Origin of the sequence: Acinetobacter kyonggiensis, assembly GCF_900107285.1 — a bacterium.
Lineage (GTDB): Bacteria > Pseudomonadota > Gammaproteobacteria > Pseudomonadales > Moraxellaceae > Acinetobacter > Acinetobacter kyonggiensis.
Window position 1 is genome coordinate 16,084 of the sequence record NZ_FNPK01000014.1, and the last position, 16,627, is coordinate 32,710.

Genomic DNA, 16,627 nt, shown 5'->3' on the forward strand with positions numbered 1-16,627 from the left:
GTTATATTGAGACCCGCATGATCAGGATGATTAAATGCGGGTTTTCTCTTTTTATATCTCTATTCTTTTAATCATAGTATTGTTTTAATCATCGCGTTCTTTTGATCTATAGCACTATATTGGCAAATCTAAATGTCAATTTCATGACATTGTTCACGATCTTTAAAGATTTAATCCTGCTTATTTCCTCTAGAGCTTCTATAAGATTTTCGTTACGCTATCTCGCAATAGAAAATGGAATGATCCTCTTATGCTTAAAATTTATGGTATCAAAAATTGTAGTTCAATGAAAAAAGCCTTCGATCTCTTAAATCAACTTGGTTTGGCATATGAGTTTCATGATTATAAAAAACAAGGTATTGATGCTGAAACGGTCAAAAAATGGCTAAATGAGGTTGGGGAAAATGTGATTCTCAATAAAAAAGGCACCACATGGCGCAAATTAACCGAAGCAGAACAACAAGCTGCACTTTCCAATGAAACCAATTTAATTCATACGTTAACAACGCATAGCAGTTTAATCAAACGTCCTGTACTGGAAACTGGGCAAGGCTATATTGTGGGTTATGATGAAGCCGCTTATCACGCTTTAAAGTAAAAATTCAGTAGTAGCCTGCTGCAATAAAAAAAACCTAACTGAATATCAGCTAGGTTTTTTTATTGATTTATTCTTCTTTTGAATTAGTTTGCACGAATCCAAACTTGGTTACGACCTAAAACAGAAACGCCAATAAAGCCACGTAATTCTAATTTTTTACCACCCTCTACTATTTCACCTTTTAATTTATAGGTTTTACCAGATTGAGGATCAAGAATTGTGCCGTTTTCATAGCTATTATCACCCGCATTTTTAAGGCCTTGAACAATTCTTAAACCTTTTAAAGATTTATTATGGTACGGACCTTCACATTTTTTACATGCATTTTCTTCACCTGGTGTCAAAATGGTTTGAATACTCGCTGAGAGTGAACCATTTTTTTGCTCAGTAAATTTTACAATAGCTTTGGGTTGTTTGGTTTTGTCATCAATTGTTTTCCATACCGTACCATTTAATGGGTCAGCAGCGTTCGCTAAAACGGTTAATCCAAGCAATCCTAATGCAAGTGCAATTTTTTTCATTTTTGTTCATTTCCCTAGTCTGGTTTAGACTTGTTTATTGTTAAAAAGTCACACCATTTTTGCAATTTTTGAATGTGACTATTTAGTTTAGTGTAACTTTGTAACTTGTATTGGTAAATACAGCAGCATCTCATAACAGAAAAACGAGATGGAAAAAATGAAGATAAGTCCTTTATGGAAACAACTCATTACAGAAAGTATTTTAAAAATTACCATCCGTAAACCCAACCAATTGAACTGCACTCCCGACGCGCTACGTTTTACATTAGAGCAAATATGACGCGGGTTTTCAAGCAATAAACTGGTTCAAATTCGACCATTAGACTGAATGGCTAAACAATTAAAATCTCAAAAGAAATCATCATAATTCACTGTTTTCATCTGCATGGCGAAACCTGCTTTTTTGGGTTCACTCAATACCCATCGGGCATTTTTAGCCCCTTTCACTACATACACAAATACAAGTGATTTATGTCAAACATCCCTTGTCACCTGTACACCCTTAACCTGAAGTGATGGATGTCATTTTTGACCTCTATGACAACTTGTTCAATGAAAGCATTCAAGCCAAAAATCTATTTTATCTAATCATTCTTCTGTACACGTTTGGCTTGGGTCTATTTTACCAAATCTACACATCAACCCAATCAAAATTAAATCTCAATAAATATAATCACACCGATAAAAAAAGTCAGCCGAAGCTGACCAAAGAGGAAGACTTAAGTTAAAAATTATAGTGCCTGTACTTGAGCTAAAGCGCTTGCAATCGCTTGTTCTTTTAACTCTGGCCCCATATTCACACCTTCAGCACGAATAATTTCAACATCCTTCACACCAGTGAAATTAAAGACGGTTTGCAAAAAACCTTCTTGGAAGTCTGCTGGGCTATTTTCACCATAAACACCACCTCGACTACTGGCAATATAGGCCTTTTTATCACCGGCCAAACCAACAGGACCATTTTCAGTATATTGAAAGGTCTTACCCGCCACGCTAATACGATCAATCCATGCTTTTAAGGTTGAAGGAAGTCCAAAGTTGTACATGGCAGCACCGACCACCACAACGTCTGCATCTAGATATTGCTGAATAATTTTTTCGCCTAAAGCGGCTTGTTCAGCATCTTGTCCCATCAAAATTTCAGCAGTTAAATGTGGAATCATCTGTGTCGCTAAATCTAAATATTCCACGCTGGCATCGCTATGTTTCGCAGTTAATTGCGTAACAATGGCCTGACTAAGTTGACGTGAAACAGAAGCATCACCAAAAATACTGGAATCGATATGTAAAACTTTCATGCTTAAACCTTTCATCTGTATTTATTCAATGACAGCAGTTTAAGCGATCTATAAAAATAGAATAATATACTTATATACAACACACTGTTTTATTTTTAGAACAAACTTCATTGTAATGAACTCTATTTTTAGATTTTAATCTGTATGAAATATAGCCATTACCATTCATAAAAAAACGTGCTATGTTGTGAATTATAAAAAATAAATTAGATCAAATTATCCTTAAATTAGCATTTAAAGATTGAGAGGTCGGCGCTATTCAATGAAGAAAAATTTGCCCCCCAATCCCCTGACCTCATTGAAAGCAAAAATTGCGAAATATTTGCTCGAAGATGAAGTGATCATGAATTGGAGTGTCCTCAATAAATGTATTCTCATCCTGATTTTAGGCAGCTTGGTGCATGTCATCTGGATTATTTGGAAAAGTTTTATCCTACTTTCTCCAAATTTATGGGATTTTGTTCATTTACCTTTACTCAAACTACAACTTAAGCTCGATATTTTATTCTGCTGCCTTCTAATCATAATGGTTTTCCCTTGTACTTATTGGCATAAAAAAAAGTGGGCACAACGCTGGCTGCCCTATTTATCCATTGGAATTTTGGTGCTCTCCTTATGCCGTAATGGCTCTATGATCGGTGTACTCAGCCCTGCCACCATGGTCTCTTACGTCAGTTTAGTCACGGTGGGTTTGGTGCTGTTTAACCGTAAAATTGTTTACTATACTTTGATCCCCGTCACCCTATTTTTAATCTTATCCAATTATTTAAGCCTGCAAGGTCAAATCAGTTACGCGCCTTTATTTAATCTAAGCACAAGCCCTTACCAAAATAAGTTTTGGGTCATCTCAATGTTGTATTTCATTGTACCTATTCTCATTATTTGTTTAATTTTATTTGAAATTTTGCTTAGCCAATGGCGGCATAGAGAACAACTGATTCAACATTTAAGTCAAATTGACCCACTCACCAATACATTGAATCGACGCAGCATTAAAGCCTGTTTAGAAAAATTAGAACATAAACCCACAAAAGCTTATGCACTGGTCTTGATTGATTTAGATCATTTTAAACAAATTAATGATCAATATGGTCATAACAAAGGGGATGAAACTCTTATTCAAGTCAGTCAAGCCCTCTCACAAATCATTCGTGATAACGATGTGGTCGGTCGCTTTGGTGGAGAAGAATTTATTCTGATTCTCAATCAGTCTTCTTTAGCACAAGCACAGAGTATTGCTGAGCGCTGTCGCCAAGCGATTCAAGCACTGCATTTGCTTAGCAATGTGGGGGACATTATTAAAGTGACCGCAAGCTTTGGAATCGCATTCTCCAGTACAGAGACCAACCCACAAAAACTATTAAGCCAAGCCGATAAAGCCCTGTATGAAGCCAAAGCCTGTGGTCGTAATCAAGTCAAATGCTATGCAGAACGCTTGGTCGAAGCCAAACTATACTAAAGTACGTGGTGTTGATAAGGCTCTAAATAATTTACCCAAGCCACTTCTTGTAATGCAGCAGTCACCCAAGCTTTCATTGCAGGATGTTGCATCATGGTTTGCATATACTGCTGCGTAGCATCGCTTACAGGTAAAGCATAGCTCATTAAACGTGTCACGACGGGTGCATAAAATGCATCTGCAATCGAAAATTCGCCACATAAAAAACCCTGTGCTTCTGGCCGTTCTGACCAAATTTGCTCGATGCGTGCAACCTCTTCACGCAGTTCTGCATTTTCCTGCCATAAACGCTTACCCATCTCATTTAAATTGGCTCGAATATTCATCCCACAGGCATTACGCAAATGTGTAAATCCGCTGTGCATTTCCGCAGCGATACAGCGGGCACGAGCACGTTGCTGCGAATTTTTTGGCCATAAATTTTGCTCTGGATGTTGTTCTGCCAGATATTCACAAATGGCCAAAGAATCCCAAAGCAACAGCCCATCATCCATTAACACAGGGACTTTACCATTGGGGTTAATGGCTAAAATATCCTGCTTAAAAGTGCCTGTATGACGTTCTGATGGAAATGGCAGCATGATTTCTTCAAAAGGCAGGTCGAAGGCTTGAAGTACCAACCACGGACGCATTGACCAACTGGAATAATTTTTATTGGCGATATACAGCTGATACATTCTTTATTGCCCTAAATGTTTTTGAAACATACTGACTTGTTTTATTAATTCAGCTTCGGTAAATGCGCCCGTTAAACGCAAACCACGAATTTCCTGCTGTTTCGGATCTAAAAATAAATAGGTCGGTGGGCCTAAAATATCCCATTGATTCAGCAAAGCCTGATGTGTTGCATCATAGGCACTCAAATCCAGTTTAATTAAAAAATAGGGCGCTATCGTGTGCTGAACTTGGGCTGATTTTAAAACACGATGCTCAATTGGCTGACAGGCGATACACCAATCGGCATAAACATCAATAATAATGGCTTGATTCGATGGTGCATGGGCTAATAATGCCTGAAATTCGGCTGCTGTTTTCGCAATATGCCATGTCGCTTGAGTAGTGCTTTGTTCAACAAAAAAGCGCTGACTTTGTTGATATTGACTATATGCCAAATAAGGAATCACCATCAGCAAAGCCACAATATACAGCCATCTAAACTGGGTCTTTTGTGTGATTAAGCGAGAAAGTAGATAAACAATAAAGCTTAAGCCCAAAGCCAGACTGAGCCATTGCATCCATGCTTCAGACATTAAAGGCCGAATAAAATACAGTGCTAAAGCCAACATAATAAAGGCAAAAAATACCTTAATTTGGTGCATCCACAACCCTGCTTTAGGCAGTACCTTTGCCCCCAAAACACTCGCTAATAGTAATGGCATGCCCATACCAAAACCCAATGTGAACAGTAACAATGCACCCTGCCACTGACTTTGCGTCTGAGAAATAAATAATAGCGCTCCTGCCAAAGGTGCAGTCATACAGGGGCCGACCAATAGCGCAGAAATGATCCCCATCACCGCTGCACCCACTAAGCTGCCGCCTTTTTGTAGTGAATGCACACGATCTAAACGGTTCACTAAAGCATGCGGTAATTTAATTTCAAACAGACCAAATAAATTCAAGGCAAACAGGACAAAGAGCACACTAAAGGCAATCAGCGTGGAAGGCTGCTGTAACCAGCGCTGGAAATTCAGCCCAGCCGAAGATGCAATTAGGCCCAAAATGGCATATACCATCGCCATGCTACAAACAAAGACCAAAGCAATCATCCATGCTTTTAAGCCTTTACTGTCCCGTACAATAAGTGAGGTCAAAATAGGTAACATCGGCAATGAACATGGTGTAAAAGCCAGTAATATGCCTAAGCCAAAAAACAACAATAAGCCATAAACCAAAGAACTTTCTGCCAACTCTTCTGACCACATTTGGTCTTGAGCAGTATCCATGTCCACAGGTTGAGCCGTGCTGCGCGAAGGATGGTTTTCAGCGGTGAAAGTCGGCTGACTACTTATATTACTATTGGCTGTTTGGGCAAGATCAAGTAAACGTTTATTTGATTTGGCCTGATTTTGCAGCAGCACTAAACCATCGACATCGGTCTGAAATTCAATGGTTTGTGGTGGATAACAAATACGGTCTTGGGCGCAGCCCTGCCAAGTCACCTGATAGGTTTTTGATACTTCGGTTGCGATATTAAATTGCACATTGTGAAAATAAACTTGCGTATGGCCATAATTTTCATCATACAAATCCGTTGCTGGCGGTAACTTTAAAGCCAGTTTTTGTGTGCCTTGTTGGACTTCAAATTTGTGCTGATATAAATAATAACGCTCGGGCATGTGCCAACTCAGTTGTGCTTCATGCTCACGATTCGATTCAACCGTAAAAGAGAAAGCATCTTCTGCGGAAAGTAATTGATCCTGCGCTTGTAAGGTCATTGAAAATAAGAAAATGACACTACAAATCAATCCACTGATTGCAGACTTGCCCAAGAACTCAAGATCTTGAAGATGCTTTTTCATATGGTTTTATATTTTTAATTAAAATAAGAAGGATACACCCAAACCTGATTGATAGCTTTTATCTTTACCATTTAAGTCCACACCGACACTCGCATCTAATTGCATACGTGTATTCAAAGCATAAATAACCCCTGAACCCAATGAATATTGATAAGGCTCACTTTCAACTTTACGATAAACCAATTCAGAGAAACCTGACCATTTATCGGCAATTTTATATTCAATCGTCGGCACGGCAGTCACAGCCCAATTACTGTCTTGTACTTCGTAACGCATAGTGATGGAGGTCGAAATTAAATCGCTAAAATCATAAGCAACCGCAGAACTGATGCTGTAAATATCGTCATCATTACTGAAGCCATCATTGCCCGTCGCTAAAATAGCTTCTGCTGCAACAGCCATCGAGAGTTTGTCATCATCTAAATCAATGGCTTTTTTTATGCCAATACTGACATCGCCCAAACCATCCTCTTCAACTGACTGACCTGCACGTTTCACTTTGCTCCATGCGGGTCCTTGCCACCCCAATTGTAACTCTAAGTCTTTCGCCAAACCGGTACGAAATAACATGTCACCATTTAAAGTAACGGTTTTTTGCTTTTCGCCATTCACCATCGTTTCGTTATAATTGGCGCTGGGTAACGCTTGTTCCCATGCCAGCTTCCCGACAGGCGTAATGCCTGTCCCCATACCTGCGCCAGGGCGGTCAAAGGAAAAATCGGCAGCCATCGCATTTATGCTCAAAGCTGCGCCAAAAATAAAACCTACTGTTTTTACTGCTGACATTTTTATCTCACTCTGATGTTGGTTCTTTTATATGAGTTCTTTGCTCATTTTAGCCCCGTGGCTACGAAGCAACTCTAAAGTTTGTTTTTCTTCAGCCAACGCTTCTGACCAGTTAATTTCGTCAAAATCACAATCAAAGAATAAATCACTGATTGAAGACAAAATGGTGAGACCTTCTTCATCTTTGCTATTTGGATCGACGTTTTCTGCTAATAAGCGTTGCACCGCAGGGACACACGCGGAACTTGCAGCATCCCATAATGGACCATACAGTTCTTCTGCATCCCATAAATGTAAATTTACTTTGGCTTGAATCAGTGCATCTAAAATTTCAATATGAGCCGCCAAATTTTGTTGTTTTTCTTGCTCAGATAACGGTGTCCCCGCTTCATGAGCTTCACAAATTTGTTCCCACCACTTGAACAAACCATCTGACCAGACAGAAATAGCTGGGCCTTTTTCAAGATCAATAAAATTAGGATCCAGACCGTCTGCTAAAAGGCTTTGCACTTGAGCAAGGTCTAGTTCTTCTATGGCTTGCACAAAGACTTGTTGTTGCGCGGTTAACATGGAGAAAGCTCTCTTTAATCAGTTTTAAACTATTATGCCCAATAAAAGTTGCTTTGTTTTGGGTAAATGTATAACAAGCATATTTATTCTTCATTTGGCTTGCATAACATCGGCACATAAAAAAAGCTCCGAAGAGCTTTTTTTTCTGTCTAATTTAAGCAAAATTTGGCTTAGTCATCATCGAGATCATCTGTACCATTCACATCAGTGGTTTCTGCAAATTCAAGTGCTCCACCACGTGGGTTCTCTTTCTTTTCAAAGAGATGTTCAAGACTTCGTTTTAAACGATCGATCGCACCATGAATCGCTGTATCGATATTATGACCGCGATGATTGACAACCACAGGTTTCAATCCTGCTGGGCGTGCTTCAATCATACAGTTGATATCATCGTCCCCACCTTTGGGGCCATTTTCATCACTTAAATGGACGGAAAAATGGGTGATACGTTCACTGTGTCGCTGGAATTCTGCATTCAGTTCTGCACGAACATAAGTAATTAAACGTTCACTATTTTGAATGTTTTTATCAGTACGGATTTCAATGTTCATATAATATCATCCTCTTTATTCGAATCTTTTTTGTGCAAAACTTCTTATCTTGGCACGTTTAACTTTGCTGTCAAAAACAGCGCTGAGCATCTTCAACTTAGTTTGGAACGAATTCCTCCACATTGAACGATGAACACTTTTGAGTCTGCAGAATCGTGTCCTTATGCCTTGAATATAAGGGGCTAAGCGAAGCATATGCAAGTAGTATTTTGATATTTTTTGCAATTCCCTATAGCCAATATGTGATTCAACTTTATTGCTTAAGTTATTTGATAAGTCTCACATTATTTTTTCCTCGCTTAAAACTGTGCTTCACTTCGTTTTATCGGTTTTATCCGTATGTATTTTTAAGTATTCAAGCTGTACTGTTATTTTAGCCATCGAATGTTTTAGAAAATCTATTATTTTTAGGTCATTGATCAATTTTGGCTTTATTTTTGCTTAAGAATCTGTATGCTTTGCTTGCTTCTCGGGGGAGATATTTTTTAATGAAACTTACACAAATTTTTGCTACATGTGCATTGGCTTCAACTGCTGCACTTACTCAAGCTGCACCAGTGTGGCAAGATTTCAGCGTGACAGGTCTTTATGGTGAAAACTATGAATTGATCGCACGTGAAGACAAGCAATCTACCGTAACTTTTGAATATGCTGCAAAGTTACAATATGGTGATTTCTTTGCTTTTGCTGACCGTACAGACAATGATGTTAGCGGGAAAGAAACTTATTTCGAAGTATCACCTCGTTTAAGCCTAGGTGCAGTTTCAGGCCAAAAACTTGAACTTGGTCCAATTAAAGACGTTTTAATTGCAACCACTTGGGAAGGTGGCGAAGGCTTCAACAACTATCTTTATGGTGTTGGTGTCGATTTAGCCATTCCTTATTTTCAATATGCCCAGTTAAACTTCTACCGTGCAAATAATGATACATCAGAAGATGACTATCAAATGACTTTTGCTTACGGCGTGCCATTTAAATTAGGCGCTGAAGATTTTCTTGTAGATGGTTTCCTTGACTGGTCAACTGACGAAGGTACAAATCACGCAAGTGAAATGAACTGGACTACACAGTGGAAATGGAATGCAGGTAAACACATTTCTCCAGATACGCGTTTATACCTTGGTATCGAACATTCAGTTTGGAAAAATAAATATGCAATTGATGGCATGGACGAAAATAACGTCAGTGCATTGGTTAAATACCATTTCTAATCTTGATTGTTGATGTCAAAAAAGCAAGACTTCGGTCTTGCTTTTTTATTGCCCTAAAATAGGATTATTTCTACAATAAACTCTTTTTATTGATTCGGCATATGTCATGGACTTTCTCCTGCGTCCCGCTCAAATATCAGATCTAGAACAGGTTCTGGCTATTTATAATGCTGAAATTCTAGATGGCACTGCGAGTTGGAATAATACGCCAAAGTCTAGCGCTGATTTTCAAACATGGTTTAGCAGCTTAGTCGCGCAACAATTTCCACTCTTTGTCGCGGAACATCGCACATCGAAAAAAATTGCGGGCTACGCTGATTATTCCGCCTTCCGTCAAATTCATGGTTTTAAACAGACCGTTGAACATTCAGTTTTTATTCATCCAGACTTTAACCGTCAAGGTCTGGGCAAAGCCTTAATGCTCAAACTGATTGATCATGCTCAGCAGCATAAGATCCATGTCATGGTGGCGGCAATTGATCATGAAAATAAAGCCTCGATTGTGTTGCATGAAAAATTAGGCTTTATTCAAACTAGTTATATGCCACAAGTTGGAAAAAAATTTGGGCAATGGCGTGATTTAGTTTTGATGCAACGCATTCTTGATTAAGGATACAGAAAAATTTTGCACGGTATTAGAAGTTCACTTGCCTGTTCATGGATGATTTAAATAAAAAAGCCCCTTTCGGGGCTCAACATACTTAAACAGCCAAATCGGCTAAATTGCCTTTTTGTTCCAACCAATGCTTACGGTCACCTGCTCGTTTTTTTGCCAACAATTTATCCAGTAAGCCTGAAGTAAAATGCGCATCGTCTAAATCCAGCTGCACCAGACGACGCGTGTCTGGATCTAAAGTGGTTTCGCGAAGCTGACTGGCATTCATTTCGCCCAAACCTTTAAAGCGGGTAATTTGCGGAGACTTGGTCTTGGCTTTCTTGAGCGTTACTTCTAATTCAGCCTCATCTAAAGCGTAATGCACATCTTTGCCGTCATCTATACGAAATAGGGGCGGCATAGCCACATATAAATGCCCTGCTTCCACCAAGGTCGGAAAATGTTTCACAAATAAAGCACACAATAAGGTCGCAATATGTAAACCATCTGAGTCAGCATCGGCAAGAATACACACTTTGCCGTAGCGCAATTCTGAAAGATCATCACTGCCTGGGTCTACGCCAATTGCAATCGCAATATTATGCACTTCCTGTGAGGCTAAAACCTCATCGGAAGAGACTTCCCATGTGTTTAGAATTTTACCGCGAATGGGCATAATGGCTTGGAAGTTTTTATCGCGTGCTTGCTTGGCTGAACCACCAGCAGAATCGCCTTCCACAATAAACAGTTCAGATTCTTCCAAAGTATGACCAACGCAATCGGATAATTTTCCTGGTAACGTCGGGCCAGCAACAATCTTTTTACGCTCTACTTTTTTGGCAGCTTTTAAACGGCGACCTGCTTTCGCAATCATCAATTCAGCAAGCTGCATTGCAATATCAGAGTTTTGATTTAACCACAGTGCAAAAGCATCTTTGGCAATATTCAATACAATACCCGATGCTTCACGACTGGAAAGACGTTCTTTGGTTTGCCCCGAAAATTGTGGTTCTTGGAATTTTAACGACAGAATATAATTTACCCCATCCCAAACATCTTCCGCAGACAATTTTAAATTACGCGGTAACAAATTACGCAGTTCACAAAATTCACGCATCGCATCGGTCACACCTGAACGCAGACCGTTGACATGTGTACCGCCTTGTGCGGTTGGAATTAAATTGACATAGCTCTCTTGAACTTGCTCGCCACCCTCAGCATTCCAGCAAATCGCAAATTCAGCACTGGCACGCTCAGCCTCACCCGTTGCCACAAAGGCAGGACACGGAATAATATCGCGATCCTGCAATTCATCCATCAAATAATCAACTAAACCATTTTCAAATTGCCATTCAATTTTTTCGTGATTAATTTGATCGAAATAAATAATTTGTAAGCCTGCGGCTAACACGGCTTTGGCTTTTAAATTATGTTTTAACGCTTTTAAGGAAAATTTGGGTGAATCAAAATATTTTGCATCTGGCCAAAAATGAACGGTGGTTCCTGAAGCACGTTTCGGTGCCTTACCTTCCAACACTTCAAGTTGTGAGACAGGTTCACCATGCTCAAATGCCATTTGATAAAGATTACCATGGCGCTGTACGGCAACTTCGACTCGATTCGACAGTGCATTGACCACAGAAATCCCTACACCATGCAAACCACCGGAAAATTGGTAGTTATCGGTACTGAATTTACCCCCTGCATGGAGCTTGGTCAGGATAATTTCAATCCCACTTTGACCATATTCAGGATGGATATCGACGGGCATGCCACGACCATTATCTTCTACCGACAAAGAACCGTCTTTATAGACCGTCACGGTAATTTTATTGGCATGTCCTGCAAGTGCCTCATCCACTGCATTATCAATTACTTCTTGTGCCAAATGGTTTGGACGAGTGGTATCGGTATACATGCCGGGACGACGACGAACCGGATCTAAACCAGATAAAACTTCAAGTGATTGAGCCGTATATTGAGACACGTTGTACTGTTTCCTTATTTTATACAATCCGATAAAAACTGTAATGCCATCGGTATTTTGTCTGCGAAATTATCCATCGCATGATTGCCATTTGCTTCCGTGATCATCATCGACGGATGCGCAGCATTGCTATAATAACGCTGTGCTTCACGATAATCCAAAACTTCGTCATCTTGTTGCAGTAACACTAGAATTTTGTCTGCATCTTGCACCAATGGCACAGCCATCTGCTCGAGTTGATCAAGTTGTGTCTGATCTAAAGTCCATTGGCCATTCACCACATAAGGCAGCTCACCGCCAAATAAATCATGAAATAATTGCCATGGTCGCATAGCTGGATTAATTAAAACAGCAGGCACAGCATGTTTTGCGACCAATTGTGTCGCATAAAAACCACCAAGACTACTCCCAATTAAGACCACTTGATCTAAACATTCAATCATCTTTGAAACATGGGCCAACACCTGTTTCGGAGGCATATTTAAATCAGGCAAATGCACTTGAATATGATGCTGATTTTGACAAAATGCCTGAATGTATTGCCCTTTAATTGATAAAGTACTACTTTGAAATCCATGCAAATAGATGATGTTCATTGCTTTTTATGACATACCAATGGGTTTAATTTAAGTTATAAAAAATAAGATACCTAGCGAAACTTTATTTTAATGTGTATATAACAGCAATTGTCAGACAAAAAAGTTAAAACTTACAGCTCATCCTCGTTATTGTAAAAGCTATTCGAGATGAATCATATTAAATTAAAAGCAACGAATTGATAGCGTGAGCTTAAGAAAAAATAAAGTGCCTCAGATAGTAGTGCCATAAAAGGGATAGGATAAAATGCCAAGTTTAACACCATTGCATGAAACCTATTGTAAATGGGATCGTACACCACCAAGCCAAGCCGATGTATTAGAAGGACTTGCTCAATTGGTAACGACTCGTTTAGGGGATGTGGTGCAAGACCTTATACAAGAAATTCAACGTGAAATTTTGATCAGCATATTTGGGATGAGTGAACAACGCTCGAAAAAAATACAAAAAATCCCCTATATTGACAAAATGTACCAGTTTGCCTATGACAGCTTACTCAGTTATGGTCATTACTTAATTGCGCCAAGTTTGCGACAAATTATTGAAAAATATCCAAAATTACATGAAAAACCACTCACCCCTGCATTGCATTTTTTAGTTGGGGCTTTAAACGGGGTGCTGGGTGATTATTTATTAAAATATCAAAACCCGCTTGCATTACCCATGGTGCTCTACGACCACTATACTGAATTACAAAAAGGTGATCTTTCAGGCCGTGTGGTTATTTTTACCCATGGCTTATGCATGAACCATTTAGACTGGTCAACCCGTCAATACGGCGGTATTGGTGAAAAATTATTGGCTCAGCGTGACCATAACACCATGCTCTACTTAAACTACAATACTGGACGCCGTATTTCTGCCAATGGTCGCAGCCTTGCCAACACTTTAGAAGATTTACTTCAACGTAACCCATTGATTACCAGTATTGATTTAATTGGACATAGTATGGGGGGCTTAGTGTTACGCAGTGCCTTATTTTATGGCAAACAAAATATGCATCAATGGATGCACCTGACTGAAAATTTAGTCTGCTTAGGCTCACCACATCATGGGGCAGTTTTAGAACGTTTTGGTTTTATTTTACAAGATCGACTGGGGCACTTCCCGTTTGTAAAAATTGTCCGACATATTGTGAATATTCGCAGCAATGGCATTCTGGATTTACGTTATGGCAGCGTGCGTGATGATGATTGGGAACATAATACGGCCCGCATTGGTGGCATGGATGACAATCGTAAACCTGCCCCGCTACCTTCGCATATCAACACCTTTTTAATTGCAGGGTCTGTTGTCTATGAAAATAGAAAAAATCGTCATTTCGACCTGCTAGGTGACTATTTAGTCAGTGTTAAAAGTGCGTTGGGAGAACATCCTAATCCGCGTTTTCAATTGAAGCTGCCCAAATCAAATAAAGCCATTTTCTATGGCATCCATCACTTTGAGATTCACTATCACTCCAATGTAGCTGAACAGATTGTGAGATGGTTTTATCCGCCTCCTGATGCCCCAATTAAAGAACAGGTTCATGAATATCGGATGCAGTTCGAAGATTTATCCAACAGTGCACCAATTTAAATGAATCATAAAAAAGCCACCTTGCGGTGGCTTTTTTAGATGACCATTTTTATTTCTTCTTCCCTGCTTTAGGCGTAGTCAAAGCATAGTTACGCAATAATTGCCACACACTCACCAGCACCAATACAGCAAAAAACAAGAATGACCAGACAGGCAAGGATTGCCCTAAAAAGGTCCAATCAACCACTGCACATTCACCAGAACCAGTTAGAACTTGTTGGAAAACCGATTTTAATGGCAAGGTATTGAGCCAATAATCTAGGCCCGGACCGCAGCTCGGCACTTGGTCAGGTGGCAAATTTTGCAGCCAAACATGACGTGCTGCCACACCTGCCGACCAAAGAATAGAAAGCGTGCCCAAAAAGGCATACACACGTTTCCCAACATTTGAATTCGGATTATGAATGAAAGCAAGCAAAGAAATAAGCCCTAACCCGATCAATCCAATACGCTGAAAGACGCAGAGTGGACAAGGCTCAAGACCTTGTACATGTTCTAAATACAGCGCAAAAGCCATGCCAATAACGCTGGCTAAAAATAAAAAACCACTCACGGAACGATAACGCCATTGCATGGCAAATCCTCTTAATTTTTATCGATAATCAGCAAGATATTGCTCAAAACTGAGGCTACTATCTTGTTCAAGTTGCTGTTGTTGTTGCAATGACTGTACAGCCAAATCATCAAAATACGACAAGGTATCTGGGCTTAACGGATGCTGCTCATAGCTCATGGCATGTTGTTGTGCCATCAGACTACCAAAGCCCCATGTACCGCCATTTTCTAAAGTATCGGCAATCACTTGTGCAGACAGCGTTTCATCCACTTCATCAATACGTTTAAGCATCAACGCTAAGGCAGCTGAATACAGATTTGTGCTATAGGTTACATCCAGTAAATCAGCCAAAGGTTGCATTGCGATGACTTGCATGCGGCTCCATGCTTCAATCGGATGCTCACCTGTCGCATCTATAATGGATGCATTGGGTGCACGGCCACGATTGACCACTTCCGCTTGATTACGCTCAATCTGTAATTGTTCTTCGTCTAATAAATCGGGGCTATCTTGCAATAAACAATGCAGTGCTAACACTTCCAAGAATGCCGCGGTATTTTCATCTATGCCAATTGAACTGTACGGATTGACATCTACGGCACGTAATTCAACATAACCTACCCCACGATTTTCAAGCGCTTGCGATGGCGTTTCACCCGCTTTAGGCACTTGTTTCGGACGCACTAAACTATAGTATTCATTTTCAATTTGTAGCACATGATCATTGATTTGAATCGGCTCACCCTGTTCATCGGTTAAACCTAAATGGCTAAACGGTGCATAAGGCGTTTTGACTGCTTTTTGTAAACCTTCTAAATAACCCGACATGGTATTGTAGTGAATACCCAACTGTTTCTGCGCTGAATTTTGATAGCCAAAATTGCCCATGCGTAATGCTGTGGCATAAGGTAGAAATAACGTGCCTTTGAGTAAGGGCAATAAGTGATGTTCGCGTCCGGTCATAAAACACTGACAGACCGAAGGACTTGCGCCGACCAAGAACATCACCAATGGGGTTAAACGAATAAAATTACGAATTAAAGCAAAATAACGATGACTACGATAATCCTGCAAGCTCAAACTTTTTAAAGCATCATCGCTCTCATGCTGTTGCAGTGCTTCAAAGACTTGATCAGGGAAAGATAAATTATAATGCACCCCTGAAATGGTCTGCATACGACGACCATAACGCACCCCTAAACCATGACGATACAAGGTCTTAAAGCGACCAACATTCGATGTTCCATATTGGGCTAAACGAATGTTTTCTTCCTGATCATCTAGCATACACGGCATCGACAACGGCCAGAGCTTTTCACTATTTTCCAAATGACGATGTGCAATCGCATGGATATCGGCTAAATAATGTAATGCTTTTTTGATGCTGTCTTGTGGAGGGGTAATAAACTCCATCAAGGCTTCAGAATAGTCAGTGGTAATATGCGGATGTGTTAAAGCCGACCCGAATGCTTTTGGATGCAAGGCTTGCGATAAAAAACCATTGCTTTGCATACGCAGGCTTTCACGCTCAATACCGCGCAACATGCCTTTAAACAGCGAAGAATCCACCCAAGTTGGCAATACAACGTGAGAGGTCGATTCGGGTTGACTCATTACAATCTCGCTTATCGGAAGATAACTACTAAAATAAAATCATCAGTTTATAGCAGTATAACGTGATTTGGGACGGTCACATGATCTGCTGTATATTTTTCAAGTAAACTGTCAATTATATTTCTGGCAAATTTTTATCACAAAGTTACTCTACAAGACATCTAAATTTTGTGATTGTATTGAA

General features: G+C 39.8%; 16 protein-coding genes. 5 read left to right on the forward strand and 11 right to left on the reverse strand.

Annotation, left to right across the window (positions count from 1 at the left end):
• The first annotated feature begins 250 nt into the window (after positions 1–250).
• Complete coding sequence (locus tag BLV99_RS11685; protein ID WP_092690832.1) at positions 251–598, forward strand: Spx/MgsR family RNA polymerase-binding regulatory protein; 348 nt, start codon at positions 251–253, stop codon at positions 596–598.
• A gap of 83 nt (positions 599–681) precedes the next feature.
• On the opposite strand, the gene BLV99_RS11690 is transcribed toward BLV99_RS11685, so the two are convergent.
• Entirely contained in the window at positions 682–1,119 is a 438-nt protein-coding gene (locus BLV99_RS11690) for a DUF2147 domain-containing protein (protein WP_086184065.1), read from the reverse strand.
• 731 nt (positions 1,120–1,850) lie between these two features.
• Positions 1,851–2,417: an FMN-dependent NADH-azoreductase gene (locus tag BLV99_RS11695; protein ID WP_092690970.1), complete on the reverse strand. Its 567-nt coding sequence runs from the start codon at positions 2,415–2,417 to the stop codon at positions 1,851–1,853.
• Positions 2,418–2,679: 262 nt separating this feature from the next.
• Between BLV99_RS11695 and BLV99_RS11700 the strand changes: the two genes are divergently transcribed.
• Positions 2,680–3,876 carry a GGDEF domain-containing protein gene (locus BLV99_RS11700; protein ID WP_167356327.1) on the forward strand — a complete coding sequence of 399 codons (1,197 nt, stop codon included), beginning with the start codon at positions 2,680–2,682 and terminating at the stop codon, positions 3,874–3,876.
• On the opposite strand, the gene BLV99_RS11705 is transcribed toward BLV99_RS11700, so the two are convergent.
• The 5 genes from BLV99_RS11705 to BLV99_RS11725 form a co-directional block, all read right to left on the reverse strand.
• Positions 3,873–4,553, reverse strand: a complete 681-nt coding sequence (locus tag BLV99_RS11705; protein WP_092690835.1) for a glutathione S-transferase family protein — start codon at positions 4,551–4,553, stop codon at positions 3,873–3,875. The two genes, BLV99_RS11700 and BLV99_RS11705, sit on opposite strands and share 4 nt — an antisense overlap.
• Positions 4,554–4,556: 3 nt before the next feature.
• Positions 4,557–6,398 carry a protein-disulfide reductase DsbD gene (gene dsbD, locus BLV99_RS11710; RefSeq protein ID WP_092690837.1) on the reverse strand — a complete coding sequence of 614 codons (1,842 nt, stop codon included), beginning with the start codon at positions 6,396–6,398 and terminating at the stop codon, positions 4,557–4,559.
• An 18-nt stretch (positions 6,399–6,416) separates the two neighbouring features.
• On the reverse strand, positions 6,417–7,184 hold the full coding sequence (locus BLV99_RS11715) for a transporter (protein ID WP_092690839.1): 768 nt from the start codon (positions 7,182–7,184) through the stop codon (positions 6,417–6,419).
• A gap of 27 nt (positions 7,185–7,211) precedes the next feature.
• Positions 7,212–7,754: an ankyrin repeat domain-containing protein gene (locus BLV99_RS11720; protein WP_092690842.1), complete on the reverse strand. Its 543-nt coding sequence runs from the start codon at positions 7,752–7,754 to the stop codon at positions 7,212–7,214.
• A gap of 170 nt (positions 7,755–7,924) precedes the next feature.
• On the reverse strand, positions 7,925–8,305 hold the full coding sequence (locus tag BLV99_RS11725) for an HPF/RaiA family ribosome-associated protein (protein WP_086184070.1): 381 nt from the start codon (positions 8,303–8,305) through the stop codon (positions 7,925–7,927).
• Between the two features lie 488 nt (positions 8,306–8,793).
• Here BLV99_RS11725 and BLV99_RS11730 point away from each other — a divergent pair, with 488 nt between their 5' ends.
• The gene (locus tag BLV99_RS11730; protein ID WP_092690844.1) at positions 8,794–9,516 is read left to right on the forward strand and encodes an outer membrane protein OmpK; all 723 of its coding nucleotides are present in this window, start codon (positions 8,794–8,796) and stop codon (positions 9,514–9,516) included.
• 106 nt (positions 9,517–9,622) lie between these two features.
• Positions 9,623–10,126 (forward strand): GNAT family N-acetyltransferase, encoded by a 504-nt coding sequence (locus BLV99_RS11735; protein WP_092690846.1) that lies wholly within the window; start codon positions 9,623–9,625, stop codon positions 10,124–10,126.
• Positions 10,127–10,217: 91 nt separating this feature from the next.
• On the opposite strand, the gene parE is transcribed toward BLV99_RS11735, so the two are convergent.
• Both parE and BLV99_RS11745 read right to left on the reverse strand, forming a co-directional pair.
• Entirely contained in the window at positions 10,218–12,098 is a 1,881-nt protein-coding gene (gene parE, locus BLV99_RS11740; RefSeq protein WP_092690849.1) for a DNA topoisomerase IV subunit B, read from the reverse strand.
• A 14-nt stretch (positions 12,099–12,112) separates the two neighbouring features.
• On the reverse strand, positions 12,113–12,694 hold the full coding sequence (locus BLV99_RS11745) for a YqiA/YcfP family alpha/beta fold hydrolase (RefSeq protein ID WP_092690852.1): 582 nt from the start codon (positions 12,692–12,694) through the stop codon (positions 12,113–12,115).
• A gap of 247 nt (positions 12,695–12,941) precedes the next feature.
• On the opposite strand from BLV99_RS11745, the gene BLV99_RS11750 reads away from it, so the two are divergent.
• Positions 12,942–14,273 carry a PGAP1-like alpha/beta domain-containing protein gene (locus BLV99_RS11750; protein WP_086184077.1) on the forward strand — a complete coding sequence of 444 codons (1,332 nt, stop codon included), beginning with the start codon at positions 12,942–12,944 and terminating at the stop codon, positions 14,271–14,273.
• A gap of 49 nt (positions 14,274–14,322) precedes the next feature.
• Here the strand turns inward: BLV99_RS11750 and BLV99_RS11755 are convergent, their stop codons facing one another.
• Positions 14,323–14,847, reverse strand: a complete 525-nt coding sequence (locus BLV99_RS11755) for a disulfide bond formation protein B (protein ID WP_086184078.1) — start codon at positions 14,845–14,847, stop codon at positions 14,323–14,325.
• An 18-nt stretch (positions 14,848–14,865) separates the two neighbouring features.
• On the reverse strand, positions 14,866–16,443 hold the full coding sequence (gene gshA, locus BLV99_RS11760; RefSeq protein ID WP_092690855.1) for a glutamate--cysteine ligase: 1,578 nt from the start codon (positions 16,441–16,443) through the stop codon (positions 14,866–14,868).
• Between the last annotated feature and the right edge of the window lie 184 nt (positions 16,444–16,627).